A 24988-nucleotide genomic window follows, 5' to 3' on the forward strand; every position below is an offset into this window, starting at 1 on the left:
GATGCATGAGATATATTCATGCGATGCGCCGCAAAATACCCTCCACCCAGGCCCTGCTGGCTTTTGAAGCGGCCGCCCACCGCGGCAGTTTCACGCTGGCCGCGCAAGACCTGTCGGTGAGCCAGAGCGCCGTCAGCCACCAGATACTGGGGCTGGAGCAGGAGCTGGACGTGAGCCTTTTCAGGCGCCTGCCACGCCAGCTCGAGCTGACCGACGCGGGCCGTTCGCTGCTGGCGCGCGTCAGCCCGGCGCTGGATGCGCTGGAGGCCGCGATGCTGGATCTCGTCTCCTCCAAAGGGGAGGGCGGCACGCTGGAGCTGGGTGTGGTGCCGACGTTTGCCACCAAGTGGCTGATCCCGCGCATGCCGTCTTTCCTGAAGGCGCACCCGCACGTCACGCTGAACCTGGCGACGCGCCTGCAGCCTTTTGATTTTTCATTGACGGGGCTGGACGCCGCCATCCACTACGGCCGGCCCGACTGGCCCGGTACGGAATCGGAATACCTGATGGGCGAGGACAGCGTGGTCGTGTGCAGCCCGGCCCTCATCAAAAAACGCCAGCTGCGCAGCCCGGCCGACGTGCTGAAGTTCACGCTGATCCACCAGAGCACGCGCCCGAACGCCTGGCGCGACTGGTTTCAGCTGGCCGGCATTGCCGACACCCAAAGCGCCGGCACCGGCCCGAAGTACGAGCTGTTTTCCATGATCGCGCAGGCCGTCAAGGCCGGCCTGGGGCTGGCCGTGCTGCCGCGCTTCCTGGTGGCCGACGACATCGCCGACGGCACGCTGGCCGTGCCCTTTGAGCTCTCGCTGAGTTCGGACTTCGCCTATTACCTGGTCTGGCCCTCGCAGAAAACCAGCTGGCGGCCGCTGGTGCAGTTGCGCGAGTGGTTGCGCGAGCAGGCGGCGCTTCCTGCGTAAGCACCAAACCCCGTTCCCCCTGAGGTATCGAAGGGCATGCGCTAGCGGGGCGGGGCTTCGATACCTCAGCCCGAACGGGGGATACCGGTCACGCTTTGTCAGCAGTCGCCTTGTTTTCAATCTGCGTAAATCTGCGAAATCTGCGGATGAATTTTTATCCACAGATTTCGCAGATTTACGCAGATAAAGACGATCATGAAGAAGAGTATGTGATCGGCATATGAAGACAAGGGTTGAATCTTGAAGACAAAGATCCTGTTTTCAATCTGCGTAAATCTGCGTAAATCTGCGAAATCTGCGGATAGATTCAGATTCACAGAGACTTAAGCCTTGTCGGCCGCCGCCAGGCTTTGCGCCGGCCTTCGCAGCGTGCTGTCAAACGGGTTGATCTGCGCGCCTATGGCCGCGGCCTCGCGCTTGAGCAGTTCCACCACCGTGGGCAGGCGATCCGGACTCAGGCGTGAGGAGATCGTGCCGACGCTGAGCGCGGCGACGGCGCGGCCTTCGCGGTCCAGCACCGGCACCCCGACGCCGGCCATGCCGTCCAGCAGGTTGGTGTTGCGCCCGGCGTAGCCGAGTTCGCGCACGCGCGCGATCTCGGTGCGCAGGTAGACCTCGTCGTAGACGCCGAACTCGCGCACGCGCGGCAGGTTGTAGCGGATCACTTCCTCGCGTTCGGTCTCGGGCAGGAAGGCCAGGATGGCCAGGCTGCCCTGGCCCATGCCCAGCGCCACGCGTCCGCCTATGTCGCCGGTGAAAGAGCGTATCGGGAAGGGCCCCTCGCTGCGGTCCAGGCAGACCGCGTCAAAGCCGCTGCGCACCAGCAAAAAGATGGTGTCGCCCAGGCTGGCGCACAGGCGCAGCATGGACGGGCGGCACAGGCCGCGCAAATCCATGGTGTTGCCGGCCTGGGCGGCCAGCGCGAAAAAATCAATGCTCAGGCGATAGAGCTTGGAGGACGCTTCCTGCTCGACCACGCGCTCGGCCACCAGGCTTTGCAGGATGCGGTGGGTGGTTGCCTGGGTCAGGCCCGTGGCCCTGGCGATGTCGGTGATGCGCCCGCCCTTGGCCTGCGTGGCGGCCAGCGCCCGGATGATGGAAAAGGCGCGCTGCACGCTGCTGGAGCTATTGTCTTCATCTTTCATGGCATCTCCATTGGCGGAATCGATATGTCGTCAAGTGTATATAAATTCCGTTGAATGGAATAAATCAAATAAAGATATCTCTATACGGAATAACCTATTGACGATTTTTTATAGGATGCCCTAGCATGAAGTCATCAGGGTGTCATCGTTTTGCATGTCGTTTTGTCTGTGCGGCGCTGTCAGTCCCCTTGTTGCAGAGGTGCTTCCCATGTCCTTTTTGACCTTGTCGAACGTGAACAAGTCTTACGGCGCCACCCGCGCCGTGGCCGACATGAACCTGTCGGTGGACAAGGGCGAATTCGTCTCGCTGCTGGGCCCGTCGGGCTGCGGCAAGACCACCACCTTGCAGATGATTGCGGGTTTTTGCGAGGTCACCTCGGGCCAGGTCACGCTGGACGGTCGCGACATCACACACGCCAAACCCAACTCCCGCGGCCTGGGCATCGTGTTCCAGAGCTATGCGCTGTTCCCGCACATGAGCGTCTACGACAACGTCAGCTTCGGCCTGGAGATGCGGCGCGTGGACAAGAAGGAACGCGCCGAGCGCGTGAAGACGGCGCTCGGGCTGGTGCACCTGGAGGCGCACGCCCATCGCTACCCGCGCGAACTCTCCGGCGGCCAGCGCCAGCGCGTCGCACTGGCTCGCGCACTGGTGATACAGCCCCCCGTGCTGCTGCTGGACGAGCCGCTGTCCAACCTCGACGCCAAGCTGCGCGAGGAAATGCAGTTCGAGCTGCGGCAGATCCAGCGCAAGGTCGGCACCACCACGGTGATGGTCACGCACGACCAGACCGAGGCCATGTCCATCAGCGACCGTGTGGTCGTCATGGAAGCTGGCCGCGTCACGCAGATCGACCAGCCGCACCGCCTGTATGAACACCCGCAGACGCGTTTTATCTCAAGCTTCGTCGGCAAGGCCAACCTGCTCGAAGGCCGCGTGACGGCCGCCGGCCCCTGGGCCACGGTGCATGTGGGCGGCAACGTGCCGGTCGAAGTCGAGGCCGCCGGCGTGTCGCAGGGCGACGCGGTGGTGCTGAGCCTGCGCCCCGAAAAAATCCGCCTGGTGCCCGAGGCCCAGGGCCGGATTGGCGGCACCGTGAACGAGCGCTTCTTCCTGGGCAGCCAGTGGCTGTACCAGGTGTCGACCGCCGCCGGCCTGCTCGCGGTGGTCTGCCCCAACGACGGCACGGCGCCCGCTGAAGAGGGTTCCAACGTGGGCCTGGACTGGGCGTCCCAGCAGGTGCGCCTGCTGCCCGGTGCGCTGGCGGTGCCGGCATGAACACGGCAACGCGCTTTCATTCCCTCTCGCTCTGGGAGAGGTTTAGGGTCTCCGCCACCGCCGAAGCCCTCACCCCCACCCTCTCCCAGGGGGAGAGGGAGAAAGAGGGGCAACCATGAAAAGGCCCAGCGCCTCACGCGCGCCCTGGCTGCTGTCGGCGCCGGCCTTCACGCTGTTCGCCTGCCTGCTGCTGGTGCCGCTGGCGCTCACCGCCGTGCTGTCCTTCCAGGTGTTCGACCATGCCACCGGCGTCAAGAACAGCTTCACACTCGCGCATTACGCCGCCGTGCTGACGGATGACTATTACCACGGCATCTTCTGGCGCACGCTGTGGATCTCGGCGCTCACCACGCTGATCTGCATCGTCATAGGCGCACCCGAGGCCTATGTGCTGAGCCGCATGCGCAGCCCCTGGCGCTCGATTTTGCTGCTGGTGGTGCTGGCGCCGCTGCTGGTCTCGGTGGTGGTGCGCGCTTTTGGCTGGAGCATGCTGCTGGGCCCCGAGGGCGTGGTCAACCAGGCCATGCGCGCCGTGGGGCTGCCGTCCATGCGCATCCTCTACACCGAGGCGGCCGTGGTCATCGCGCTGGTGCACGTCATGCTGCCTTTCATGGTGATCCCGGTGTGGACCTCGCTGCAAAAGCTGGACCCGGGCGTGGAAGACGCGGCGCTGTCGCTGCAGGCCTCGCACTTCACCACCTTGCGCCGCATCATCTTTCCGCAGGTGCTGCCGGGCATCCTGTCGGGCAGCCTGATCGTCTTCGGCCTGAGTGCCAGCGCCTTCGCGATTCCCGGCCTGCTGGGCGGCAGGCGCCTGAAGATGGTGGCCACCGTGGTCTATGACGAATACCTGCACGAGCTTAACTGGCCGCTGGGCGCGGCGATTGCGCTCACCTTGCTGCTGGCCAACCTGGCCATCATGCTGAGCTACAACCGCGTGCTTGAGCGCTCCTACAAAAAATCACTCGGATAAGGAGCGCGCACCATGTCAAAAAACGGTCCCCTCGCGCTGCTCTTCAACGCGCTCGTCATCACCTTCATGCTGGCGCCGCTGGTCATTGTCTGCGTCGTGGCTTTCACGCCCGGCAACACGCTGGCCATTCCGACCACGGAGTTTTCCCTGCGCTGGTTCCGCGCGGTGTTTGCGCATTCGGACTTTGTGCAGTCCTTCAAGAACAGCCTCTGGCTGGCGGCGATTTCGGCGACGCTGGCGACCGTGCTGGCCGTCCCGGCCGGGCTGGCGATTGCGCGCCATACCTTCCTGGGCCGCGATTTCCTCAACGGCCTGTTTTTGTCGCCGCTCATCATTCCGCACCTGGTGCTGGGCGTGGCCTTGCTGCGCACCTTCTCGCTGATAGGCGCGACCGGCAGCTTCTTCTGGCTGGCGCTGGCCCACGTGGTCATCATCACGCCCTATGTGCTGCGCCTGGTGCTGGCCTCGGTCGAGGGCAGCGACCGCAGCGCCGAGCAGGCGGCCCTGTCGCTGGGCGCGAGCCAGGCCACGGTCTTCGTGCGCGTCACCCTCCCCATGATCCTGCCCGGCGTCACCGGCGGCTGGCTGTTGGCCTTCATCAACAGCTTTGACGAAGTCACCATGTCCATCTTCGTCACCGCGCCGTCCACGGTCACCTTGCCGGTGCGCATGTACATGTACGCGACCGAGTCCATAGACCCGCTGATGGCGGCGGTCTCCGCGCTCATGGTGGCGCTCACGGCGGTGGCCATGCTGGTGCTGGACCGCATCTACGGCCTCGACAAAATCCTGGTGGGACATAAATGAAATCATCCCTTGCAACTCCCGCCAAAAGCACGGCGCTGCTGCATCGCCTGGCAGAAGCCGGCCGCAAGCCCGTGGGCTTTGTGCTCAACGGCCGGGCCCTCACGGCGCTGGCCGGCGACACCGTGCTGACGGCGGTGCTCACGCACGGCGCGCAGTTGCGCTTCAGCGAATTCAGCGGCGAGCCGCGCGCCGGCTTCTGCCTGATGGGCGCCTGCCAGGACTGCTGGGTCGCCACCGAATCGGGCCAGCGCCTGCGCGCCTGCGGCACTTTTATTGAAGAAGGCATGCGGCTGGTGACGGGCGCGGAGGGGCCGGTATGAGTTTGCAGCCCGTCATCGTGGGGGCAGGGCCGGCCGGCGTGCGCGCGGCCCAGGCGCTGGTGGCGCATGGCGTGCGCCCCGTGGTGGTCGATGAAGCGCCGCGCTGGGGCGGGCAGATCTACCGCCAGCCGCCCGCGGGTTTCACGCGGCCCAAAGAAGCGCTCTATGGGTTTGAAGCCGGGCGCGCCGACGCGCTGCACGGCGCCATGGCTGCCATCCTGGACAAGGTCGATTACCGGCCCGACACCCTGGTCTGGAGCGCCGAGGGCGGCAAGCTCGATTTGCTGCACCACGGCGCCATGAGCACGCTGGCCTACAGCCAGCTCATCGTCGCCACTGGCGCCACGGACCGCGTGCTGCCCTTTCCGGGCTGGACCTTGCCCGGCGTCTACACACTGGGCGCCGCGCAGGTGGCGCTCAAATTCCAGGGCTGCGCGATCGGCTCACGTGTGGTGTTTGCCGGCACCGGGCCTCTGCTGTATTTGATTGCCTGCCAATATGCCAAAGCCGGCGCCAAAGTTGCCGCGGTGCTCGACACGGCGGGTTTCATGGGCAAGGCCGCGGCCGTGCCCGCCATGCTGCGCCAGCCCGCGCTGCTGGCCAAGGGCCTGTATTACCTGGGCTGGCTGCGCGCGCACGGCATCGCGGTGCACCAGGGCGTGGAGCTGGTGCAGGCCACGGGCGGCGAGCGCGTGCAGGCCATGCACTGGCGCAAGGGCGGCCGTGAACACCAGATCGCTTGCGACGGCGTGGGCTTCGGCTATGCGCTGCGGCCCGAGACGCAGCTGGCCGATTTGCTCGGTTGCCGCTTTCGTTATGACGGCCTGCAGCGCGGCGCGCTGCCCGAGCGCGACGCCGTGGGCCGCTCCAGCGTGCCGGGCGTTTACCTGGCCGGCGACGGCGCCGGCATCATGGGCGCAGATGCCGCCGAGTGGGCCGGCGAGCGCGCGGCGCTGGCTTTGCTCGCCGACACCGGGCACCGCATCGACCTTTCGCGCGCGGCCTTGCTGGAACGGCAACTGGCGCGCACGAAGGAATTCCGCCAGGGGCTGGAGCGCGCCTTCCCCTTCCCGGTTCAATGGGCCGCCAACGCGCCCGACGAACTGGTGGTGTGCCGCTGCGAAGAAATCACCGCCGGCGAGTTGCGCCGCTGCGTGGCCGACACCGGCGCGCGCGAGATGAACCGCCTCAAGGCGCTGACGCGCGTCGGCATGGGCCGTTGCCAGGGCCGCACCTGCGGCGTGGCGGCCGCCGAGATCCTCGCGCAGGCCTGCGCCGCGCAACCCGATGCCGTGGGCCGGCTGCGCGGGCAGTCGCCCATCAAGCCCTTGCCGTTTTCGGCCGTGGCCGTGCCGGCGATGAAAAAGGAGGCCGCATGATCGAACGCATCACATCCGACGTCGCCATCGTGGGCGGCGGCATCATGGGCTCGTCGGCGGCGCTGTTTTTGCGCCGCATGGGTTTTTCGGTCGTGCTGCTGGAACGCGACCTCTGCGGCTCGCGCTCCAGCGGTGTCAACTACGGCGGCGTGCGCCGCCAGGGCCGGCCGATGAGCCAGCTGCCGCTGTCGCAGCGCGCGCAGGCGCTCTGGGCGCGGCTGCCCGAGCTGATAGGCATAGACGGTGAATACGTGCGCTCCGGGCACCTCAAGATCGCGCGCAGCGAGGCCGACGTCGCCTCGCTGGAAAGCTACCGCGAGCGCACCCAGGGCTTCGGCATGGATTTGCAGATGCTGTCCACGCGCGCCCTGCGCGAGCGCTGCCCCTGGCTGGGCAGGGCCGCCATCGGCGCCTCGCTGTGCCCGGGCGACGGCCAGGCGAATCCGCGCCTGGTGTCGCCGGCCTTCGCGCTGGCCGCGCGGCGCCTGGGCGCCGACGTGCGCGAGCAGACCCGTGTGGACGAGGTCGCGCTCGACGGTTCGCAATTTGTGCTGCGCTCGGGCGACGCGCTGGAAGTGCGCGCCAAACATTTACTCAATTGCGCCGGCGCCTGGTCGGGCGCCATCGCCGCGCAGTTCGGCGAGGCCGTGCCCATGGAGTCCGGCCATCCCGAGATGGCGGTGACCGAACCGCTGCCGCTGTTCATGAACCTCAGCCTGGGCGTGGAAGGCGGCGGCGTCTACGCCCGCCAGGTGGCGCGCGGCAACTGCGTGATAGGCGGCGGCCGGGGCTATGCGCTGGACGGCGAGCGCGCGCGCGCGCAGCGCAGCGGCATGGCCGGCCTGATGCAGCAAACCGTCGAGCTGCTGCCGGCGCTGAAGAACGCCCACATCATCCGCACCTGGAGCGGCACCGAAGGCTACCTGCCGGACCGCCTGCCGGTGATAGGGCCGAGCGCCACCACACCGGGCCTGATTCATGCATTCGGTTTTGCCGGCGGTGGTTTCCAGCTCGGGCCCGGTGTGGGCGCGGTGCTGGCCGACCTGGTCAGCGAAGGCCGCAGCGCCACGCCGATAGACGCTTTTTCGATTGAACGCTTTTCCACAAGCCCGCGTGTGACAAGCGCCGAGCTTTCCTCTCTCACCGCCGTCTGACCTTGCTTCGTTTCACCTTTCACGTCCCTTCACTTCACCAACGCCACCAGGAGCTTTCCATGAACACCTCCCCACGATTTTCGACCGCCCGCGCCACCGCGGTGTCGCTTGCCGTTCTTGCCGGCCTGGCCGGCCTGACTGGCGGCAGCGCCATGGCCCAGACCAAGACGCTGTACATCGGCATGAACGGCGGCACCATGGAAAAAACCTATACCGAGCACGTCTTCGGCGCCTTCGAAAAGGCCAACAACGTCAAGGTCGTGGTCGTGCCCGGCACTTCGTCCGACATCCTGGCCAAGGCGCAGGCCAACAAGGACAACCCGCAGATGCACGTGATGTTCCTGGACGACGGCATCATGTACCGCGCCATCGGCATGGGCCTGTGCGAAAAAATGCAGGCCACCCCGGCGCTGAACGATTTGTTCCCGACCGCGCGCTTCAAGGGCGACATGGCCGCCGGCGTCAACATCGGCATGACCGGCATCGCCTACAACAAAAAAATGTTCACCGAAAAAGGCTGGGCACCGCCCACCTCGTGGATGGACATGGCCAACCCCAAGTACAAGGGCAAGGTGGTGTTCCAGTCGCTGTCCTCGTCGACCTTCGGCCTGCACGGCTTTTTGCTGTTCAACCGCATCCAGGGCGGCAACGACAAGAACGTGGAGCCCGGCTTCAAGGCCTGGCCCACCACCATAGGCCCCAACGTGCTCGAATACATCCCGAGCTCGGCCAAGCTGGCTGAAATGGTGCAGACCGGCGAGGCCGCGATGTTCCCGCTCACGCCCACGGCCGTCGGCGTGCTCAAGGAAAAAGGCCTGCCCGTGGAATACGTGCAGCCCAAGGAAGGCTCGGCCGTGCTGACCGTCGGTGAATGCGTGATCGCCAAAAACAGCGAACCCGCGCTGGCCCACAAGCTGGCCCAGTACCTGCTGTCGCCCGAAGCCCAGGCCGCCGCGCTGGAGTTCGGCGACCAGATCCCGTCCAACCCCAAAACCAAGGCCAGCGGCAAGGCCGGCGCCCTGGTGACGCAGATGAACGAGTACATGAAGACGGCGATTGCCGTGGACTGGGATGTGATCAACGAGAACCGCCCGGCGTGGAATGCGCGCTGGAACAAGACCGTCGAGCGCTGAGCCTTTTTTAGTACCAGTTGGCGGCCAGCACCGGCGCCAGCGCCGTCTGTTGCGCGGCTGTCAGTGAAGTCTGGCCCATGGCTGGCGGCGTAAAGCCGGCCATGGCCTGCACCAGCTTGTCGACCTGGGTGTCCTGCAGCAGCTTGCCGTCGCCCGACTTGATCTGCTCGACGTGATACTGGTTGCCCAGGTACCAGTTCTGCACCGTCGCCTTGTCCGCCGTGCCCACGATGCTGATCGCCAGGTCGTTGCCCGTGTGGCTGAACCACAACTGGTTGTTGGCGACGCCTGAGGCGAAAGACAGCACGTCGGTGTTGCCGGCGGTGATGTCATTTTCTTGAACGGTGTCGGTGCCATAGCCCCGGCCCATGAGGAACGTGTCATTGCCCAGGCCGCCGGCCAGAACGTCATTGCCGGCCTGCCCATCGAGCACGTCGTTGCCGTCGCCGCCGCTCAGTGTGTTGGCCGCCGCATTGCCGGTCAGCGCATTGGCCAGGGTGTTACCCGTGCCGTTGATGGCCGTGCTGCCCGTCAGCGTGAGGATTTCGACATTGGCAGCGAGCGTGTAGCTGACACCGGCCAGCACCGTGTCCGATCCGGCATTGGCGGCTTCGGTGACTGTGTCGCTCACGTTGTCTACGACGTAGGAATCGTTACCCAATCCGCCCGCCATCGTGTCATATCCCGCGCCACCGTCCAGGACGTTCGCAGCGTCATTGCCGGTGAGGGTGTTGTTCAGGGTATTGCCGGTGCCGTTGATGGCGGCGCTGCCCGTTAAGGTCAGGTTCTCGACGTTGGCGCCCAGGGTGTAGCTGACGCTGGCTTGCACCGTGTCCGTGCCGGCATTGAGCGCCTCGACCACGACGTCGGCCGTGTTGTCCGCGATATACAGGTCGTTCCCCGCACCGCCTGCCATGGTGTCGACCCCCGCGCCGCCGTCCAGCGTGTCATTGCCGGCAAAGGTGTTCAGGCTGTCGTTGCCAGCGAGGCCGGACAAGCTGGCGTTCTGGTCGGTGAAGCTAAACAGCTGGTCGTCGCCGGCAGTGGCAAGTGCCGCCACGGCGACCATGGCCGGGCCATCCCATGCGCTGCCATCAGAGAACTGGATGCGCTCCAGCGCTGAGTTTGCCGGGTATAAAAAGTGGTTGGTGACGGTGATTTTTTCGGCACCGATGTTGACGTACAGGTTGGCCGCGTCGCGGCTGAGCCGCACGTCCGCCGCCTTGGCATCCAGCAGTTTCAGGGTGTCCACCACGGTACTAGCGTCGCCCCATTCGTTGATGCTGTCGTTTCCGTCACCTTTTGACCACCCGTAAACGTCGGGACCATAATTTCCGGCGAGCGTGTCGGCGCCCAGGCCACCAGCAAACACATCGCTGCCACTGGTGCCCGTGATCGTGTCGGCCCCAGCTGTGCCCCGGAAGGGTGCGACGTTCAGGTCAGCCAGCAGCAGGGGGCTTCCGCTGGAAAATTCGATGCGTTCCAGGTTGTAGGCCGCGCCAACGAAATGGTTGGCGATCTGGATTTTCTCCCCCGTGGCCGTCACAGTGACATACAAATGGGAAGCATCGCGGCTCAGTTGCACGCCACCAGAGGCCACATCCGTGAACCTCAAGGTGTCCACGTTGCCGGCCGCCGTGTCGTATTCATTGATGACATCGTTGCCATCACCCTGAGTGAACTGGTAGGTCAAATACATTCCGAGGGGGGAAGGGGTGTCTTGACCTTAGAACAGCACGCGGCTGCGAATCGTCCCAGGCACCTCGGCCAGGTTGGCCAGCGCCATGTCAAAGTGGGCTGCATCGATGTCGATCACGATGTAGCCGACGGCTTAGTCGGTCTGCAGGTATTGCGAGGCGATGTTAATGCCGTTGCTGGCAAACACCTTGTTGATTTCCGAGAGCACGCCCGGCACGTTGCGGTGGATGTGCGGCAGCCGCTGATTGCCGGGGCGGGCGGGCAGGGCGACTTCGGGAGTCAGGCGTGTAGTTATGAGTCCGCGCTCTGCCCGGTGCAAACCTCCCGCACGCACCCGCGCAACCAGCGGTGCGCCGGGTCCGCATCCTGCCGCGGATGCCACAGCAGCGACACCGTGAATTGCGGCGTGGCGACGGGCAGCGCAAAGCTGTGCATGCCGTCGCGCAGGTTTCCGGTGTGCCGTTCGGGCACCGTGGCGACCAGGTCACTGGCGCGGGCCAGGGCCAGCGCGGTGGAAAAGCCGCCGACCAGCGTGGCGATATTCCTTTCGAGCGCCAGTGACGCCAGGGCCTCATCCACAGGCTCCGCGCCCAGGCCGCGCCGCGAAACACCGATGTGCTTTTCCGCCGCATAGCGGGCCGGTGTCACCTCACCCTTGGCCAGTGCATGGCCCATGCGCACGACGCCTATGAAACGGTCACGGAACAGGGCCTGCACGCGCAGCTCGGGCGCGGCCGCCTTGCCGACGACGCCGGTTTCGAGGTCGACGATGCCGTCGCGCAGCGGCGTGCTGTCCTTGTCGAGTTTTTGCACAAAACACAGGCGCACACCGGGCGCTTCAGCGGCGATGCGGGCCAGCAGCGCGGGCCCGAAGTTTTCCACAAAGCCTTCGCGGGTGCGCAGCGTGAAGGTGCGCGCCAGTTGTTTGAGCCTGAGTTTTTTCGCCGGGCGCAGCACCGCTTCCGCGTCCTGCACCAGTTGGCCCACCTGTTCGCGCAGTTCCATCGCGCGTGGTGTGGGCACCAGGCCGCGCCCGGCCCTGACCAGCAGCGGATCACCGGTGGTCTCGCGCAGGCGCGCCAATGCGCGGCTCATCGCGGACGGGCTCAGTCGCAGGCGCCGGGCCGCGCGCGCGACGCTGCCTTCGGCGAGCAGAACGTCCAGGGTGAGCAGCAGGTTGAAATCGGGTGTTGACATGGGGCCACCATAGCGTAATTCGGCTATGACATGGCGTTTGGTGCATCAATAAAGTGCAAATGCTGTGCCTTCCGCTATTCCAGGCAAAGAACTACGCTTGAAGCAGCTCCATTTCGCGAGCCGCCAGACAAGGAAGTTCATCTTGAAAACAAGCATCGCAAACCCGGGCGAGGCCGCCGACGCCGTACCGAAACTCACACCCGCGGCCCGCTGGGCGCTCGCCGGCCTGTCGCTGTCCATGTTGCTGTCCTCGCTGGGCACCAGCATCGCCAACGTGGGTTTGCCCACGCTGGCGCAGGCCTTCAACGCGTCCTTCCAGCAAGTGCAGTGGGTGGTGCTCGCCTACCTGCTCGCCATCACCACGCTGATCGTCAGCGCCGGGCGTCTCGGCGACATCGTGGGCCGCGGGCGTTTGTTGCTGGCCGGCATCGGCCTGTTCACGGCAGCCTCGGCCCTGTGCGGCGCGGCGCCCACGCTGTGGCTGCTGGTGGCCGCGCGGGCCGCGCAAGGCCTGGGGGCAGCCGCCATGATGGCGCTGACCATGGCCTTTGTCGGTGAGACCGTGAGCAAGGCCAGGACCGGCAGCGCCATGGGCCTGCTGGGCACCATGTCGGCGGTGGGAACGGCCCTGGGCCCTTCGCTGGGCGGCGTGCTGATCGCCGGGTTTGGCTGGCAGGCGCTCTTTTTTGTCAATGTGCCGCTGGGGCTGCTGGCGCTGTTTCTCGCGTACCGCTACCTTCCCGCCGACAAGCCAGAGGCCGAGGCGCAACGCGCGCGCTTCGACAGCCTGGGCACGCTGCTGCTGGCCTTGGCGCTGGGTGCGTATGCGCTTTCCATGACCCTGGGGCGCGGGCGTTTCGGCCCGCTCAACCTGGCGTTGCTGCTGGCCGCCGCGCTTGGCACAGGGCTCTTCCTGTTCGTCCAGTCGAGAACTGCATCTCCCTTGATCCGGCCGGCGATGTTCCGTGACTGGAAGCTGAGCGCCAGCCTGGCGATGAGCGCGCTGGTCGCGACGGTGATGATGGCAACGCTGGTGGTCGGGCCTTTCTATCTTGCGCATGCGCTGGGGCTGGGGGCGGCCGTGCTGGGGGTGGTGCTGTCGGCCGGCCCGTTTGCCGCCGCGCTGGCCGGCGTGCCGGCCGGCCGCATCACCGACAAGTTCGGCGCGCGGCGCATCATCCTCGCCGGGCTGGTCGCGATGGCGGCCGGCGCCTTGCTGCTGTCCGTGCTGCCCGCGGCTTCCGGTATCGCGGGCTACATCGCGCCCCTCGTCGTGGTGACCGTCGGCTATGCGCTGTTCCAGACGGCCAACAACAGCGCGGTCATGGCGGATGTTGGCGCGGACCAGCGGGGCGCGGTGTCCGGCCTGCTCAACCTGTCGCGCAACCTCGGTCTAATCACCGGTGCCTCCGCGATGGGCGCCGTGTTTGCCTTCGCATCGTCGGCAAGCGACATCACCACGGCAAGCCCGGCGGCGGTGGCCGCAGGCATGCGCATTACCTTCGCGGTCGCCGCGGCCCTGGTCGTCATCGCGCTCGCCATCGCCTTGGGAAGCCGTGCCTTTGCGGTACGCCGGCCCGCGGGCGCGCAGGCGTGATCACCTGACCGGATCCATTTGCTCAAGGATGTCGCGCACCCGGTCCAGCGAAGGGTCGATGTCGGCGGTGTCGATGACGCCGTAGCCCAGCATCAAGCCTTGCCGCGCCGGCGAGAAGTGGTAGAACACGTCGAGCCCGTAGAGGCCGACTTCCGCGCGGCGCGCCAGCCTGAGCAGTGTGTCCATGTCGAGCTCGCGCCGGCACAGGGCTGCAAGGTGGATGCCGGTGGTGGCGGGTATCAGTTCAAACCAGGGTGACAGGTCGCCGTTGAAGCGTTCCATGATTTTTTCACGGCGCTCGGCATAGACCGTATGGCAGCGGCGTATGTGTTTGAGCAGGTCGCCGTTCTCCATGAACTTGGCCAGCGCCCATTGCGCCGGCATGGAGGTGTGCCAGTCGGTCAGGTGCTTGGCAGTGCCCACGGCCTGCAGCAGGGCGGGCGGCGCGATCAGGTAGCCCAGCCGAAGTTCGGGCGACAGTGTCTTGGAAAAGGTGCCGACAAACGCCACGTTGCCGTGGGTGTCCATGCTTTGCAGCGAGTCGGTGGGCCGGCCTTCATAACGGAATTCGCCGTCGTAGTCGTCCTCGATGATGACCGCGCCCAGCGCGTGGGCCCGGGCCAGCAGCGCCTTGCGGCGGCGCTCGCTCATGGGCATGCCCAGCGGGAACTGGTGCGCGGGCGTGACGTAAATCAGGCGGGTACCGTCGGGGATTTTGTCCACCTGCAGGCCTTCGGCATCGACCGGTATGCCGACGACGTTCGCGCCCTGGGCGACGAGCAGTTGCCGCGCCGGCGGATAGCCGGGCTCTTCAAAGGCCACCGTGCAGCCGGGCTCAAGCAGCACGCGCGCCACCAGGTCCAGCGCCTGCTGCGCGCCGGTGGTCACGATGACGTCCTCCAGGGTGCAGCGCACCCCGCGTGAAAAAGCCACGTGGCGCGCGATCAGGTCGCGCAGTGCCGGCAGGCCCTCGGTTTCGCCGTAGGTGCCGCGCGAGGTGGCGGCCACCCGCAGCGCATGCATCACGCAGCGGCGCCAGTCGTCCAGCGGAAACAGCGCCCGCGAAGGCGCGCCGCCTATGTATTCGTAGCGCGCGGTGCCGGCGGGGGCGGGATGGCGCAGCGGCGTCGGCATGCTGCGCCAGCGCTCCACCACCGCCGACCCCGCGAACTCCTGGCCCACGCCCTGCGGCTTGCGCGCCGGCACGCTGCCGCTGACAAAGGTGCCGCTGCCGACGCGGCCTTCCACCAGGCTCTCGTACGTCAGCCGCGCGTAAGCCTCATTGACAGTCTTGCGCGACAGCGAAAGCCGCTCGGCCAGCAGGCGCGAGGGCGGCAGTTTCTCGCCCGCGGCCAGCCGGCCCGAGCGGATCGCCTCCTTGAGCTGGCGGTACAGCTGCCCGGTCAAGTCCTTGTCGCCCTCGATCACCACGTGCAGTTCCATGAATTGGACTCCTCTAAATACCCCGGATTGGCCGCCTTGGGGCGAGGGTAGCACCCCTAGCATTGAGGCACTCACAAGCACACAAGGAATTGAAATGGAACAAAGACTCGATTTTTACAAAGCCTCGCCCGAGGCCATCAAGGCCATGGTCGCACTGGAGGTCGCGGTGTCCAGGCTTGGCATCGAACCGGCGCTGCAGGAACTCGTCAGGCTGCGCGCCTCGCAGGTCAACGGCTGCGCCTACTGCGTGGACCTGCACAGCAGCGACGCGCGCAAAAAAGGCGAAACCGAGCGGCGCCTGTACGCCGTGTCGGTCTGGCGCGAAACGCCGTTTTTCACGCCGCGCGAACGCGCCGCCCTGGGCTGGACGGAGGCCATCACACGCATTGCCGACACGCATGCGCCCGACGAGGCCTACGAGGCGCTGCGCGCGGAATTCAACGAGGCGGAGTGCGTCAACCTGACGCTGGCCATAGGCCTGATCAACAGCTGGAACCGCCTGGCCATCGGCTTTCGCAAAATGCCAACGGCGTGAGGGGATGTGATGAAAACGAAGCCCCAATACGCGCTGGTGCTGCTCAAAGCGTTGGTCATCTCCGTGGCATTTTCGGCCGCGCCCTGGGCCGCGGCCCATGACGCGGCAGGCGAGGAAAAAGTGACGCCCATCCAGATGCAGAAGCTGCCGGACGTTCCCGGCAAGCAGGTGGCCATGGCCGTGGTCAGCTATGAGCCCGGCCAGGCTTCCACGCCGCACTTCCATTCGGGTTCGGTGTTCGCCTATGTGCTGGAAGGCGAGGTCGTGTCGCAGCTTGAAGGCCAGCCGCCCGTGACCTACAAGGCCGGCGAATCCTGGTACGAGCCGCCGCGCGCGGCGCACCTGGTGTCGCGCAATGCCAGCGGCACGCGCCCCGCAAAGTTGCTGGCCTGGCTGTTGATGGACGAGGGCGGCCAGATCAAGCAGCCCTTGCCTCGTTAAATCATGGGTGCCGCCTCCGCCTCCGCCTTCCCACGCCCGCAGGCCAAACACCTGCTGTACGGCCTGATCGCCAGCCTGCCTTTCAGCGACTTTCTGCAGACCGGCATCGTGGCCTTCAGCGCCGCGCCCATCATGGGCGACATCGCGGCCAGCCCCGAGGAGTACAGCCTGGTGGCCACGCTGTATGCCGTGGTGGCCATCGGCATGATCGCGCTGCAGCGCCGGCTGGTCGAGCAACTGGGCTGGCGGCGCCTGGTGCAGGCGGCCGGCCTGCTGTTCGGCCTGGGCGCGCTGGTGTGCGGCCTTGCGGGCAGCCTGGCCGGCTTTACCGCGGGGCGGCTGGTCATGGCGATGGGCTGCGCCTCCTTCATGACGGCGGCGCGCATGCTGGTCAACCACATCCCGCCTTCGCCGCGCCGCTTCACCGGCATCCGCTTCCTGGCCGGCGGCTTGGCCTGGGGCCTGGCGGCCGGGCCCTTGCTGGCGTCCTGGGCGCTTGCATCGCAGAACTGGCGCGCCGCTTTTTTCCTGATGGCCGTGCCGGCCGCGCTGATCGCCGCGCTCGCGCAGTGGGCTCCCATGGACGAAGTGGTCCGGCCGCGGGCGCGCGCCCGCTCCCGTTCCGTGAGCCTGCTCGCAGTGATGACGCTGATGGCCGGCAGCTTCGCGGCGCTGCATGCGCTGCAACGTTCCGGATTTGATTTTTTCAGCGAGCCGCAGCGGCTGCTCGCCTGGGCCGCCCTGGCCTTCCCGGTGCTGTGGCTGTTTGTGCGATTGAACCGGCAGGGCGGCGGCGTGCTGATCGGTTTTGGCTCGCTCGCGCAGCGGCGCTACCTGGTCGGCATGGGCATCTTCGCCACGGCCTACCTGGTGCTGGGCGCCAACAGCATCATGCTGCCGACGCTGCTTCAGCGGGTGCTGGGCCTGCCGCTGGAAATCGTCGGCCGCTACCTGGGCTGCGGCGCGCTGGCCGGTGTCGCCACCCTGATCGTGGTGACGCGGCTGCTGCCGCGGCGGCCCGGCCCCACGCCGTATTACCTGGCCGGTTTCAGTGCGCTGCTGCTGTGCGCATGGCAATTGAGCCGGCTCAGCGAAGGGGCCGACCCGTTTCGCAGCGTGCTGCCGGCGCTGCTGTGCAACGGCGCTTTTATGCTCGCCGTGCTGCCCGTCACCGCCATGCAGACCTTCATGAAGCTGCAGCACGACGAGGAGACCTTCTCGCACGCCAACCAGCTCAAGAACATGCTCGCGCAGTTCGGCATCGCGGCGGGCATGGCGCTGGCGACCCTGCTCATGCAGTGGCGCAGCAATGTGCACTACACGCGGCTCGCCGAAAGCCTGTCGCCGTCCAACCTCGCGCTGGGCCCCGCGCTGGAGCAGCTGACGCAGTGGTTCTCTTCAACCCAAGGCGCCTCGGTGGCGCCGCGCATGGCGCTGGCCCAGCTCGCCGCCTGGGTGACGCAGGAGGCCACGCTGATGGGCGCGCTCGATTATTTTGTGGCGCTGTCCTGGTTCGCGGCCCTGTGCCTGGGGCTGGTGATGGCCGAGGGCACCTGGCGCAGGTTCGCCGCCCGCTGAGCTTGTTGTGCGTTTATTTGCGCAGCAGCCGCAAGCCGTTGGCGACCACCAGCAGGCTGGCGCCCATGTCGGCGAACACCGCCATCCACATCGTGGCGGTGCCGAAGACGGCCAGCACCAGGAAGACGCTCTTGATGCCCAGGGCCAGGCTGATGTTCTGCCACAGGATGGCGTGCGTGCGTTGTGACAGGCGCACGGTTTCGGCCACGCGCTCCAGGTTGTCGTTCATGATGACCACGTCGGCCGCTTCCATGGCGGTGTCGGCGCCGGCCCCGCCCATGGCAAAGCCGATGTCGGCCTGGGCCAGCGCGGGCGCGTCGTTGATGCCGTCGCCCGTCATGCCGGTGGCGCCGTAGCGCTGCTGCATGTCGCGTATCGCTTCGAGCTTGGCCTCGGGCAGCAGGTCGCCGCGCGCGTCTTCAATGCCGGCCTGGCTGGCGATGGCGCGCGCCGTGGCGGCGTTGTCGCCGGTCAGCATCACGGGCGTGACGCCCAGCGCCTTCAGGTCGGTGATGGCCTGGCGCGAGGTCTGCTTGATGGTGTCGGCCACGGCGAACAGGGCCAGCACACGGGTCTCGTCGGCCAGCAGGGTCACGGTGCGGCCTTGCTGCTCGTGTTGGGCCAGTTCGGCTTCCAGTTCCGCGCCGCACAGGCCACGTTCGTGGATCAGGCGGTGGTTGCCCAGCACCAGGCGTTGGCCGTTCACCACGCCCTCCGTGCCGCGCCCTGCCAGGGCCTTGAAGTCCTGCACCTCGGCGGCTTCACCTTTCAAGCCCGCCGCGATGGCTTTGGACACGGGATGGTCGGAGCGCGAGGCCATGCCCGCGGCCAGCTGCGCGGCGGACGCGGCATCCGCGCCGCCCCAGGCGCGCCAGTCCACGAGCTGCGGCTTGCCTTCGGTGATGGTGCCGGTCTTGTCGAGCGCCACGGCCTTGAGCAGGCGCGCGCTTTCCAGGTAGGTGCCGCCTTTGATCAGGATGCCGCGCCGCGCGGCGGCCGACAGGCCGCTCACGACGGTGACGGGCGTGGAAATCACCAGCGCGCAAGGGCAGGCGATCACCAGCAGCACCAGCGCCTTGTACAGCGACTCCTGCCAGGTGAGGCCTGCCAGCAGCGGCATCAACACCGCCACCGCGACGGCGATGGCGAACACGGCCGGTGTGTAGACGGCGGCGAAGCGGTCGACAAAACGTTGCGTGGGCGCGCGTGTGCCCTGGGCCTGCTCGACGGCGTGGATGATGCGCGCCAGCGTGGTGTTGCCGGCCGCCGCCGTGACGCGGATTTCGATCTCGCCGGTTTCATTGATGGTGCCGGCAAACACCGCGTCGCCAACTTCCTTGTCGACCGGAATGCTTTCGCCGGTGATGGGCGCCTGGTTGATGGCGCTGCTGCCCTGGGTGATGAGGCCGTCCAGCGGCACGCGCTCGCCGGGGCGTATGCGCACGATCGCCTGCAGCGGCACGGCGGCCACCGGCGTGGCAGTCCATGCACCGCCGTCGCCTTGCATCAGCGCCTGCTCGGGCGCCATGTCCAGCAGGCCCTTGATCGCATTGCGGGCGCGGTCCACGGCGCGGGCCTCGATGAGTTCGGCAATCGCATACAGCGCCATCACCATCGCGGCTTCCGGCCACTGGCCGATCAGGAAGGCGCCGGTGACGGCCACCGACATCAACGCGTTGATGTTGAGCTTGCCGCGCAGCAGGGCGGCCATGCCTTTTTTGTAGGTGTCCAGGCCTGCGAGCCAGATCGCCACGGCCGCCACCGCCATGCCGGCGACCTTCCAGGCCATCAGGTCGGGCGCAAAAAACGACACGGCCTCGGCGCCCACGGCCAGCACCAGCGCCGCGACCAGGCGCGTGGCGCCGCTGCCGAAGCCGCCCTCATGGCTGTGGTCGCTGTGGTCGTGGTCATGTCCCTCATGGTCATCGCCGCCGGCTTGCGCGGCGGCGCCTGCCCGGACGGGCTGCGGGTCAAACCCGGCCTTGCGTATCGCCTCCAGCGCCGGCGCGTAGGCTTCTTCGCCGGCTTCAATCCGCAGCGTGCGCGCGCCCAGCTGGAAGCCCAGCGAGCGTATGCCGGCAATCGGCTCCAGTGCGCGGCGTATGTCCGACTCCTCGGCGCTGCAGTCCATGGTGGCGATACGGAAGGTGCGCCCCGCGGCGCCCGGGATGACAGGCACGGGCACGGCGGCGGCATGGGGGGCGCCGCAGCAGTCGCCGGCAGGGGCATGGTGGCTGGAGGCGAGGGTGTTTTCAGGTTTCATGGCTTAATTGGAAACCCTGTAGCGGCCTTAGAGTCAAGCCGGCTTGTGAAGTGACCCTACAGCGGTGTTGGGACGATGTCCAAGGAGCCGCCATGAAAATCGGAGAACTGGCCAAAACCGCGCAGACCCAGACCGAAACCATACGTTATTACGAACGTGAGGGCCTGCTGCCCGAAGCGGCGCGCACCGACGCCAATTACCGCATTTACGATGAAAGCCATGTGCAGCGCCTGGCTTTCATACGCCACTGCCGCTCGCTGGACATGACGCTGGCTGAAATCCGCACTCTGCTGGAATTCAAGGACGCGCCCGCCGGCAGCTGCGCCGACGTCAACACCCTGCTGGACGAGCACATCAGCCACGTCGCCACGCGTATCCGCGAACTCAAGGCGCTGGAAAAAGACCTCAAACTGCTGCGCGAGCAGTGCGCCAGCGGCGGGGGCGGTGACTGCGGCATCCTCAGCGGCCTGGAAAAAGCCGCGCTGCAGCAAAGCAGCAAGCGCATTCCGGCGGACAAAGGCCACGCGGCGCACATCCACGGCACGCACCCGCAGGTGGGCTCGCCCGCGAAAGAGGGCCGCGCCAAGCCTGTGGCGAAGTGTTAGCAAGTGTTTCAAGCGGCTCGCTGTATTTATGCCAAGCGCTTGCTTGCTAAAAATACCGGGTTTTGCTAAGGTCCCTCTTTATGGACAAACCCGCCGCGCGTTCGCGCCCCGCCGTACGCGCCTCTATTCCCTTAAAAACCGGCAACGACAGCGCTGAAAAACGCCCGCGCGGCCGCCCGCGCAAAACCCTGGACGAACGCGACGACGGCAACCGCCGGGTCGAGCTGATCAACGCCGCCGCGCGCCTGTTTCGCCAGAAAGGCTTTGACGCCACCAGCACGCGCGATATCGCGGCGGCGGTGGGCATGCACAGCGGCTCGCCCTTCTACCATTTCAAAAGCAAGGGCGCGCTGCTTTACGCGGTGATGGACGAGGGCATGCGCTCGGCCCAGCAGCGCCAGGCCGCGGCGCTGGAAGCGGCCGGGCCGTCCGCGCCCGATGCCTCCGCGCTGCTGCGGCTGCTGGTGCGCAACCACTTCGACGTGCTGCTGGGCCCCGGCAGCGATTTCATCCCGGTCATGCTGTATGAGTCGCGCTCCATCACGGCCCGCCAGCGCGCGCTGCTGGCGACCTTGCAAAGCGATTACGAGGCTGTCTGGGAGCCCGTGCTTCAAGCCCTGGCCGAAGCAGGGCAGCTCAAGGGGCCGGTGAAGCTGGCGCGCCTCCTGATGTTCGGCGCGCTCAACTGGTCGGTGCAATGGTTTGACGCGAAGAAGCCGGCCACGCTGGACGACCTCACCGACGCGGCCATGGCGCTTTTCATCCACAGCCCCGCGCGGGGCAAGCCATCCAGGGGGGCGGCATGAGCTACCAATCCGTTTTCCAGCCGGGTCTCTTTGCCGGCCAGGTCATCGTCGTCACCGGCGGCGGCTCGGGCATAGGGCGCTGCATCGCGCATGAGCTCGCAGCGCTGGGCGCGCACGTGGTGCTCATAGGCCGCAAGCTCGACAAGCTGCACGCCGTGGCCGGCGAAATCGTGGCGCAGGGCGGCCGCGTGAGTTTTCACCCCTGCGACATCCGCCAGGAAGAAGCCGTCAAGATCACCATCACCGCCATCGTGGTGGCCCAAGGCCGCATCGACGGACTGGTCAACAACGCCGGCGGCCAGTACATCACGCCGCTGGAATCCATCAGCGCCAAGGGCTGGGAGGCCGTCATCAATACCAACCTGACGGGCGGCTTCCTGATGGCGCGCGAATGCTACCTGCAGGCCATGCAGGACAAGGGCGGCAGCATCGTCAACATCGTGGCCGACATGTGGGGGTCCATGCCCAGCATGGGCCACAGCGGCGCGGCGCGCGCCGGCATGGTGAGCCTGACCGAGACCGCGGCGGCCGAATGGGCCAAAAGCGGCGTGCGCGTGAATGCGGTGGCGCCGGGCTATATCGCCTCCAGCGGCATGGACCACTACCCGCCCGAGGCCGGCCCCATGCTGCGCGAGATGCGCCACACCGTGCCGCTGGGGCGCTTCGGCACCGAAAGCGAAACCTCGGCCGCCGTGGTGTTCCTGCTCAGCAAGGCCGCCGGTTTCATCAGCGGCACAACGCTGCGCGTGGACGGCGCCCGGCCCCAGGTGCGCATGGGCTGGCCCATGAAGCAGCCTGACGCCGAGGCCTTGCAACGTGAGGCCATCAAGCCCTTCGACGGCTTTCACCTGGCCGAAACACCGAAAGTCTTCCAGCCATGACGCTGTTCCAGTCCGCGTGGAATGCGCAGTCGCCACAGGCCTTGCAGCGGCGTGAAGCGATGCTGGCGCGCATGGACGCACTGCGCGCGCTGGAAGAGCGCAGCGCCGCCGCTTCGGCGAAGTCGCGGCCCGCCTTCGACAAGCGCGGCCAGTTGTTGCCGCGCGAGCGCGTGGCGCTGTTGCTGGACGCCGGCGCGCCCTGGCTGCCGCTGTGCTCGCTGGCCGGCTACCTGCAGGACGGCAAGGAGGCGGCCCAGTCGGTGCCCGGCGGCGGCGTGGTGGCCGGCATCGGTTTTGTCAGCGGCGTGCGCTGCATGGTGGTGGCCAGCGATTCCGGCATAGAAGCCGGCGCCGTGCAGGCCATGGGCCTGGAAAAAATCCTGCGCGTGCAGGAGATCGCGCTGCAAGGCAAGCTGCCCTTCATCCACCTGGTCGAAAGCGCGGGCGCCAACCTCATGCGCTACCGGGTCGAGGGTTTTGTGCAGGGCGGCGCGCTGTTCCGCAACCTGGCGCGCCTGTCGGCCGCCGGCATTCCCGTCGTCACCGTGCAGCATGGATCGGGCACGGCCGGCGGCGCCTACATGCCGGGCCTGAGCGACGTCGTCGTCATGGTGCGCAATCGCTCGCGCGCCTTCCTGGCCGGCCCGCCGCTGCTGATGGCGGCCACGGGCGAGGTGGCAACGGAGGAAGAACTGGGCGGCGCCGAGATGCACACCACCGTGTCGGGCCTGGGCGAACAGCTGGCGGAAGACGATCGCGAAGCCCTGGGCCTGGCGCGCGAGGTGGTGGCGCGCACCGCATGGGCGCAAACCACCGCCAAGGGTAGCGTGCAGGAACCGCTGTATCCCACGGAAGAACTGCTGGGCCTGGTGCCCGGCGACCTGCGCCAGCCGCTGGACATGCACGAGGTGATCGCGCGGCTGGTCGACGGCTCGGACTTCCTGCCCTTCAAGGCGCTTTACGGCGCGGCCACGGTCTGCGTGCAGGCTTCGATTGGCGGCCACGCCGTCGGCATCCTCAGCAACAACGGCCCCATCGACGTGGCCGGCGCCAACAAGGCCACGCACTTCATCCAGCTGATGTGCCAGCTGGGCCATCCCCTCATCTACCTGCAGAACACCACCGGCTACATGGTGGGCAAGGAAAGCGAGCAGGCCGGCATGATCAAGCACGGCTCCAGGATGATCCAGGCCGTCACCAACGCCACGGTGCCGCAGATCACCCTCCAGTGCGGCGCCTCCTTCGGCGCGGGCAACTACGGCATGTGCGGCCGCGCTTATGCGCCGCGTTTCCTCTTCAGCTGGCCCGGGGCCAAGACCGCGGTGATGGGCGGCGAGCAGGCCGCGCGCACCATGCAGATCGTGGGTGAGGCTGCGCTCGCGCGCAAGGGCCTCGCGCCCGACGCGGCCCAGTCGCAAGCCCAGTACGACAAGATCGTTGCGATGTTCGAGGCCCAGGCCGACGTGTTCTACACCTCGGGCCTGGTGCTGGACGACGGCGTGATAGACCCGCGCGACACGCGCGCGGTGCTGGCGCAGTGCCTGGACATTTGCGCGCAGGCGGAAGCGCGGCAACTGAGACCCCTGCAGTTCGGCGTGGCGCGCATGTAGGCTGCCCGCCACCCCCAAGAGACGGAGACAAAAAATGCAGTACACCCACGAACACCTGGAAATCCAGAAAACCCTCAAGCGCTTCATAGACGCCGAGATCAACCCGCATGTCGACGAATGGGAGGCGGCCGAGATATTCCCCGCGCACGAGGTGTTCAAAAAACTCGGAAACCTGGGCCTGCTGGGCCTGACCAAGCCCGAAGAATACGGCGGCGCGGGCCTCGATTATTCCTACGCCGTGGCCATGGCCGAGGCGCTGGGCCACATCGACTGCGGCGGCGTGCCCATGGCCATAGGCGTGCAGACCGATATGTGCACGCCGGCACTCGCCCGCTTCGGCAGCGACGAACTCAAGCGCGAATTCCTGGCCCCCGCGATTGCCGGTGACGCCGTGGGCTGCATTGGCGTGAGCGAGCCCGGCGCGGGCAGCGACGTCGCATCGATCAAAAGCCACGCGCGCAAGGACGGCGGCGACTACGTCATCAGCGGCCAGAAGATGTGGATCACCAACAGCTTGCAGGCCGACTGGATGTGCATGCTGGTCAATACCGGCGAAGGGCCGGCGCACAAAAACAAAAGCCTGGTCATGGTGCCCATGCGCGAGAACGGCAAGCTGCGCAAAGGCATAGAGGCGGCGAAGAAGATCAGGAAGATCGGCATGAACTCGTCCGACACCGGCCTCATCTATTTCGACGAGGTGCGCGTGCCGCAGCGCTACCTCATAGGCAGCGAAGGCTCGGGCTTCGTCTACCAGATGATGCAGTTCCAGGAAGAGCGCCTGTGGTGCGCGGCCAGCTGCATCCAGTCGCTGGGCAACTGCATTGAATGGACGGTGGCGTGGGCGCATGAGCGCCAGCTCTTCGGCGCCGCGCTGGCCGACCAGCAATGGGTGCAGTTCAAGCTGGCCGAGATGAAGACCGAAGTCGAAAGCCTGCGCGCCATGACCTACCGCGCCTGCGAGCTGTATGTGCAGGGCCAGGATGTGACCGAACTCGCCTCCATGGCCAAGCTCAAGGCCGGGCGGCTCAACCGCCTGGTGCCCGACACCTGCCTGCAGTTCTGGGGCGGCATGGGCTACACCTGGGAAAACAAGGTCGCGCGCATGTTCCGCGACGGCCGGCTGGCCTCCATAGGCGGCGGCGCCGACGAGGTCATGATGGGCATCATCGCCAGGATCATGGGCGTGGCCAAGTCCGGCAAGAAGCCTTCCTGAGCCGGCGGCGC

At 66.8% G+C, this 24988-nt stretch carries 22 protein-coding genes and 1 pseudogene; 17 read left to right on the forward strand and 6 right to left on the reverse strand.

Annotated elements, in window-relative coordinates; all coding sequences use genetic code 11:
• Positions 1 to 23 precede the first annotated feature (23 nt).
• Entirely contained in the window at positions 24 to 920 is an 897-nt protein-coding gene (locus tag ACLV74_RS02990) for a LysR family transcriptional regulator (RefSeq protein ID WP_411877883.1), read from the forward strand.
• A 323-nt stretch (positions 921 to 1243) separates the two neighbouring features.
• Here the strand turns inward: ACLV74_RS02990 and ACLV74_RS02995 are convergent, their stop codons facing one another.
• Positions 1244 to 2065, reverse strand: a complete 822-nt coding sequence (locus ACLV74_RS02995; protein WP_411877884.1) for an IclR family transcriptional regulator — start codon at positions 2063 to 2065, stop codon at positions 1244 to 1246.
• Positions 2066 to 2273: 208 nt separating this feature from the next.
• On the opposite strand from ACLV74_RS02995, the gene ACLV74_RS03000 reads away from it, so the two are divergent.
• The 7 genes from ACLV74_RS03000 to ACLV74_RS03030 all read left to right on the forward strand — a co-directional run bounded on the left by ACLV74_RS03000 (position 2274) and on the right by ACLV74_RS03030 (position 9110).
• A complete protein-coding gene (locus tag ACLV74_RS03000; RefSeq protein ID WP_411877885.1) occupies positions 2274 to 3344 on the forward strand; it encodes an ABC transporter ATP-binding protein in 1071 nt (356 codons plus the stop codon).
• Between the two features lie 115 nt (positions 3345 to 3459).
• On the forward strand, positions 3460 to 4317 hold the full coding sequence (locus ACLV74_RS03005; RefSeq protein WP_411877886.1) for an ABC transporter permease: 858 nt from the start codon (positions 3460 to 3462) through the stop codon (positions 4315 to 4317).
• Positions 4318 to 4329: 12 nt separating this feature from the next.
• Positions 4330 to 5124, forward strand: coding sequence for an ABC transporter permease (locus ACLV74_RS03010; RefSeq protein WP_411877887.1), 795 nt, complete (start codon positions 4330 to 4332; stop codon positions 5122 to 5124).
• Positions 5121 to 5444 carry a (2Fe-2S)-binding protein gene (locus tag ACLV74_RS03015; RefSeq protein ID WP_411877888.1) on the forward strand — a complete coding sequence of 108 codons (324 nt, stop codon included), beginning with the start codon at positions 5121 to 5123 and terminating at the stop codon, positions 5442 to 5444. The genes ACLV74_RS03010 and ACLV74_RS03015 overlap by 4 nt, the downstream gene beginning before the upstream one ends.
• Positions 5441 to 6823: an FAD-dependent oxidoreductase gene (locus ACLV74_RS03020; RefSeq protein WP_411877889.1), complete on the forward strand. Its 1383-nt coding sequence runs from the start codon at positions 5441 to 5443 to the stop codon at positions 6821 to 6823. The genes ACLV74_RS03015 and ACLV74_RS03020 overlap by 4 nt, the downstream gene beginning before the upstream one ends.
• Positions 6820 to 7977 (forward strand): NAD(P)/FAD-dependent oxidoreductase, encoded by a 1158-nt coding sequence (locus tag ACLV74_RS03025; protein ID WP_411877890.1) that lies wholly within the window; start codon positions 6820 to 6822, stop codon positions 7975 to 7977. Before ACLV74_RS03020 ends, ACLV74_RS03025 begins: the two co-directional genes overlap by 4 nt.
• Positions 7978 to 8036: 59 nt before the next feature.
• Positions 8037 to 9110, forward strand: coding sequence for an ABC transporter substrate-binding protein (locus ACLV74_RS03030; protein ID WP_411877891.1), 1074 nt, complete (start codon positions 8037 to 8039; stop codon positions 9108 to 9110).
• A gap of 7 nt (positions 9111 to 9117) precedes the next feature.
• On the opposite strand, the gene ACLV74_RS03035 is transcribed toward ACLV74_RS03030, so the two are convergent.
• The 3 genes and pseudogenes from ACLV74_RS03035 to ACLV74_RS03045 all read right to left on the reverse strand — a co-directional run bounded on the left by ACLV74_RS03035 (position 9118) and on the right by ACLV74_RS03045 (position 12005).
• Positions 9118 to 10803, reverse strand: coding sequence for a calcium-binding protein (locus ACLV74_RS03035; RefSeq protein WP_411877892.1), 1686 nt, complete (start codon positions 10801 to 10803; stop codon positions 9118 to 9120).
• A 33-nt stretch (positions 10804 to 10836) separates the two neighbouring features.
• Positions 10837 to 11085, reverse strand: a pseudogene (locus tag ACLV74_RS03040) (phosphoglycerate dehydrogenase); the annotation flags it as partial.
• A gap of 14 nt (positions 11086 to 11099) precedes the next feature.
• Complete coding sequence (locus ACLV74_RS03045; RefSeq protein WP_411877893.1) at positions 11100 to 12005, reverse strand: LysR family transcriptional regulator; 906 nt, start codon at positions 12003 to 12005, stop codon at positions 11100 to 11102.
• A 142-nt stretch (positions 12006 to 12147) separates the two neighbouring features.
• Here ACLV74_RS03045 and ACLV74_RS03050 point away from each other — a divergent pair, with 142 nt between their 5' ends.
• On the forward strand, positions 12148 to 13602 hold the full coding sequence (locus ACLV74_RS03050) for an MFS transporter (protein ID WP_411877894.1): 1455 nt from the start codon (positions 12148 to 12150) through the stop codon (positions 13600 to 13602).
• Here the strand turns inward: ACLV74_RS03050 and ACLV74_RS03055 are convergent, their stop codons facing one another.
• Positions 13603 to 15045, reverse strand: coding sequence for a PLP-dependent aminotransferase family protein (locus ACLV74_RS03055; protein ID WP_411877895.1), 1443 nt, complete (start codon positions 15043 to 15045; stop codon positions 13603 to 13605).
• A 94-nt stretch (positions 15046 to 15139) separates the two neighbouring features.
• On the opposite strand from ACLV74_RS03055, the gene ACLV74_RS03060 reads away from it, so the two are divergent.
• The 3 genes from ACLV74_RS03060 to ACLV74_RS03070 are packed head-to-tail and all read left to right on the forward strand — an operon-like array spanning position 15140 to position 17599.
• Positions 15140 to 15580, forward strand: coding sequence for a carboxymuconolactone decarboxylase family protein (locus ACLV74_RS03060; protein WP_411877896.1), 441 nt, complete (start codon positions 15140 to 15142; stop codon positions 15578 to 15580).
• Positions 15581 to 15589: 9 nt separating this feature from the next.
• Positions 15590 to 16021, forward strand: a complete 432-nt coding sequence (locus tag ACLV74_RS03065; RefSeq protein ID WP_411877897.1) for a cupin domain-containing protein — start codon at positions 15590 to 15592, stop codon at positions 16019 to 16021.
• Positions 16022 to 16024: 3 nt separating this feature from the next.
• Complete coding sequence (locus ACLV74_RS03070; RefSeq protein ID WP_411877898.1) at positions 16025 to 17599, forward strand: MFS transporter; 1575 nt, start codon at positions 16025 to 16027, stop codon at positions 17597 to 17599.
• A gap of 13 nt (positions 17600 to 17612) precedes the next feature.
• Here ACLV74_RS03070 and ACLV74_RS03075 read toward each other — a convergent pair whose 3' ends face one another.
• Complete coding sequence (locus ACLV74_RS03075; protein ID WP_411877899.1) at positions 17613 to 19862, reverse strand: heavy metal translocating P-type ATPase; 2250 nt, start codon at positions 19860 to 19862, stop codon at positions 17613 to 17615.
• A gap of 92 nt (positions 19863 to 19954) precedes the next feature.
• Here ACLV74_RS03075 and cadR point away from each other — a divergent pair, with 92 nt between their 5' ends.
• The 5 genes from cadR to ACLV74_RS03100 all read left to right on the forward strand — a co-directional run bounded on the left by cadR (position 19955) and on the right by ACLV74_RS03100 (position 24977).
• Positions 19955 to 20467: a Cd(II)/Pb(II)-responsive transcriptional regulator gene (cadR, locus tag ACLV74_RS03080; protein ID WP_411877900.1), complete on the forward strand. Its 513-nt coding sequence runs from the start codon at positions 19955 to 19957 to the stop codon at positions 20465 to 20467.
• A gap of 80 nt (positions 20468 to 20547) precedes the next feature.
• Positions 20548 to 21273 (forward strand): TetR/AcrR family transcriptional regulator, encoded by a 726-nt coding sequence (locus ACLV74_RS03085; RefSeq protein ID WP_411877901.1) that lies wholly within the window; start codon positions 20548 to 20550, stop codon positions 21271 to 21273.
• Positions 21270 to 22154, forward strand: a complete 885-nt coding sequence (locus tag ACLV74_RS03090) for an SDR family oxidoreductase (RefSeq protein WP_411877902.1) — start codon at positions 21270 to 21272, stop codon at positions 22152 to 22154. The genes ACLV74_RS03085 and ACLV74_RS03090 overlap by 4 nt, the downstream gene beginning before the upstream one ends.
• Positions 22151 to 23764 carry an acyl-CoA carboxylase subunit beta gene (locus ACLV74_RS03095; RefSeq protein ID WP_411877903.1) on the forward strand — a complete coding sequence of 538 codons (1614 nt, stop codon included), beginning with the start codon at positions 22151 to 22153 and terminating at the stop codon, positions 23762 to 23764. The genes ACLV74_RS03090 and ACLV74_RS03095 overlap by 4 nt, the downstream gene beginning before the upstream one ends.
• A gap of 34 nt (positions 23765 to 23798) precedes the next feature.
• A complete protein-coding gene (locus tag ACLV74_RS03100; RefSeq protein ID WP_411877904.1) occupies positions 23799 to 24977 on the forward strand; it encodes an acyl-CoA dehydrogenase family protein in 1179 nt (392 codons plus the stop codon).
• The last annotated feature ends 11 nt before the right edge of the window (positions 24978 to 24988 follow it).

The organism is Polaromonas sp. YR568, from assembly GCF_943369415.1.
GTDB lineage: Bacteria > Pseudomonadota > Gammaproteobacteria > Burkholderiales > Burkholderiaceae_C > Polaromonas.

Excerpts from the sequence above, each read along its gene's own strand:
- ACLV74_RS02990 (WP_411877883.1), top strand. The coding sequence starts at position 24 with ATGCGCCGCAAAATACCCTCCACCCAGGCCCTGCTGGCTTTTGAAGCG.
- ACLV74_RS02995 (WP_411877884.1), bottom strand. The coding sequence starts at position 2,065 with ATGAAAGATGAAGACAATAGCTCCAGCAGCGTGCAGCGCGCCTTTTCC.
- ACLV74_RS03000 (WP_411877885.1), top strand. The coding sequence starts at position 2,274 with ATGTCCTTTTTGACCTTGTCGAACGTGAACAAGTCTTACGGCGCCACC.
- ACLV74_RS03005 (WP_411877886.1), top strand. The coding sequence starts at position 3,460 with ATGAAAAGGCCCAGCGCCTCACGCGCGCCCTGGCTGCTGTCGGCGCCG.
- ACLV74_RS03010 (WP_411877887.1), top strand. The coding sequence starts at position 4,330 with ATGTCAAAAAACGGTCCCCTCGCGCTGCTCTTCAACGCGCTCGTCATC.
- ACLV74_RS03015 (WP_411877888.1), top strand. The coding sequence starts at position 5,121 with ATGAAATCATCCCTTGCAACTCCCGCCAAAAGCACGGCGCTGCTGCAT.
- ACLV74_RS03020 (WP_411877889.1), top strand. The coding sequence starts at position 5,441 with ATGAGTTTGCAGCCCGTCATCGTGGGGGCAGGGCCGGCCGGCGTGCGC.
- ACLV74_RS03025 (WP_411877890.1), top strand. The coding sequence starts at position 6,820 with ATGATCGAACGCATCACATCCGACGTCGCCATCGTGGGCGGCGGCATC.
- ACLV74_RS03030 (WP_411877891.1), top strand. The coding sequence starts at position 8,037 with ATGAACACCTCCCCACGATTTTCGACCGCCCGCGCCACCGCGGTGTCG.
- ACLV74_RS03045 (WP_411877893.1), bottom strand. The coding sequence starts at position 12,005 with ATGTCAACACCCGATTTCAACCTGCTGCTCACCCTGGACGTTCTGCTC.
- ACLV74_RS03055 (WP_411877895.1), bottom strand. The coding sequence starts at position 15,045 with ATGGAACTGCACGTGGTGATCGAGGGCGACAAGGACTTGACCGGGCAG.
- ACLV74_RS03060 (WP_411877896.1), top strand. The coding sequence starts at position 15,140 with ATGGAACAAAGACTCGATTTTTACAAAGCCTCGCCCGAGGCCATCAAG.
- ACLV74_RS03065 (WP_411877897.1), top strand. The coding sequence starts at position 15,590 with ATGAAAACGAAGCCCCAATACGCGCTGGTGCTGCTCAAAGCGTTGGTC.
- ACLV74_RS03070 (WP_411877898.1), top strand. The coding sequence starts at position 16,025 with ATGGGTGCCGCCTCCGCCTCCGCCTTCCCACGCCCGCAGGCCAAACAC.
- ACLV74_RS03075 (WP_411877899.1), bottom strand. The coding sequence starts at position 19,862 with ATGAAACCTGAAAACACCCTCGCCTCCAGCCACCATGCCCCTGCCGGC.
- cadR (WP_411877900.1), top strand. The coding sequence starts at position 19,955 with ATGAAAATCGGAGAACTGGCCAAAACCGCGCAGACCCAGACCGAAACC.
- ACLV74_RS03085 (WP_411877901.1), top strand. The coding sequence starts at position 20,548 with ATGGACAAACCCGCCGCGCGTTCGCGCCCCGCCGTACGCGCCTCTATT.
- ACLV74_RS03090 (WP_411877902.1), top strand. The coding sequence starts at position 21,270 with ATGAGCTACCAATCCGTTTTCCAGCCGGGTCTCTTTGCCGGCCAGGTC.
- ACLV74_RS03095 (WP_411877903.1), top strand. The coding sequence starts at position 22,151 with ATGACGCTGTTCCAGTCCGCGTGGAATGCGCAGTCGCCACAGGCCTTG.
- ACLV74_RS03100 (WP_411877904.1), top strand. The coding sequence starts at position 23,799 with ATGCAGTACACCCACGAACACCTGGAAATCCAGAAAACCCTCAAGCGC.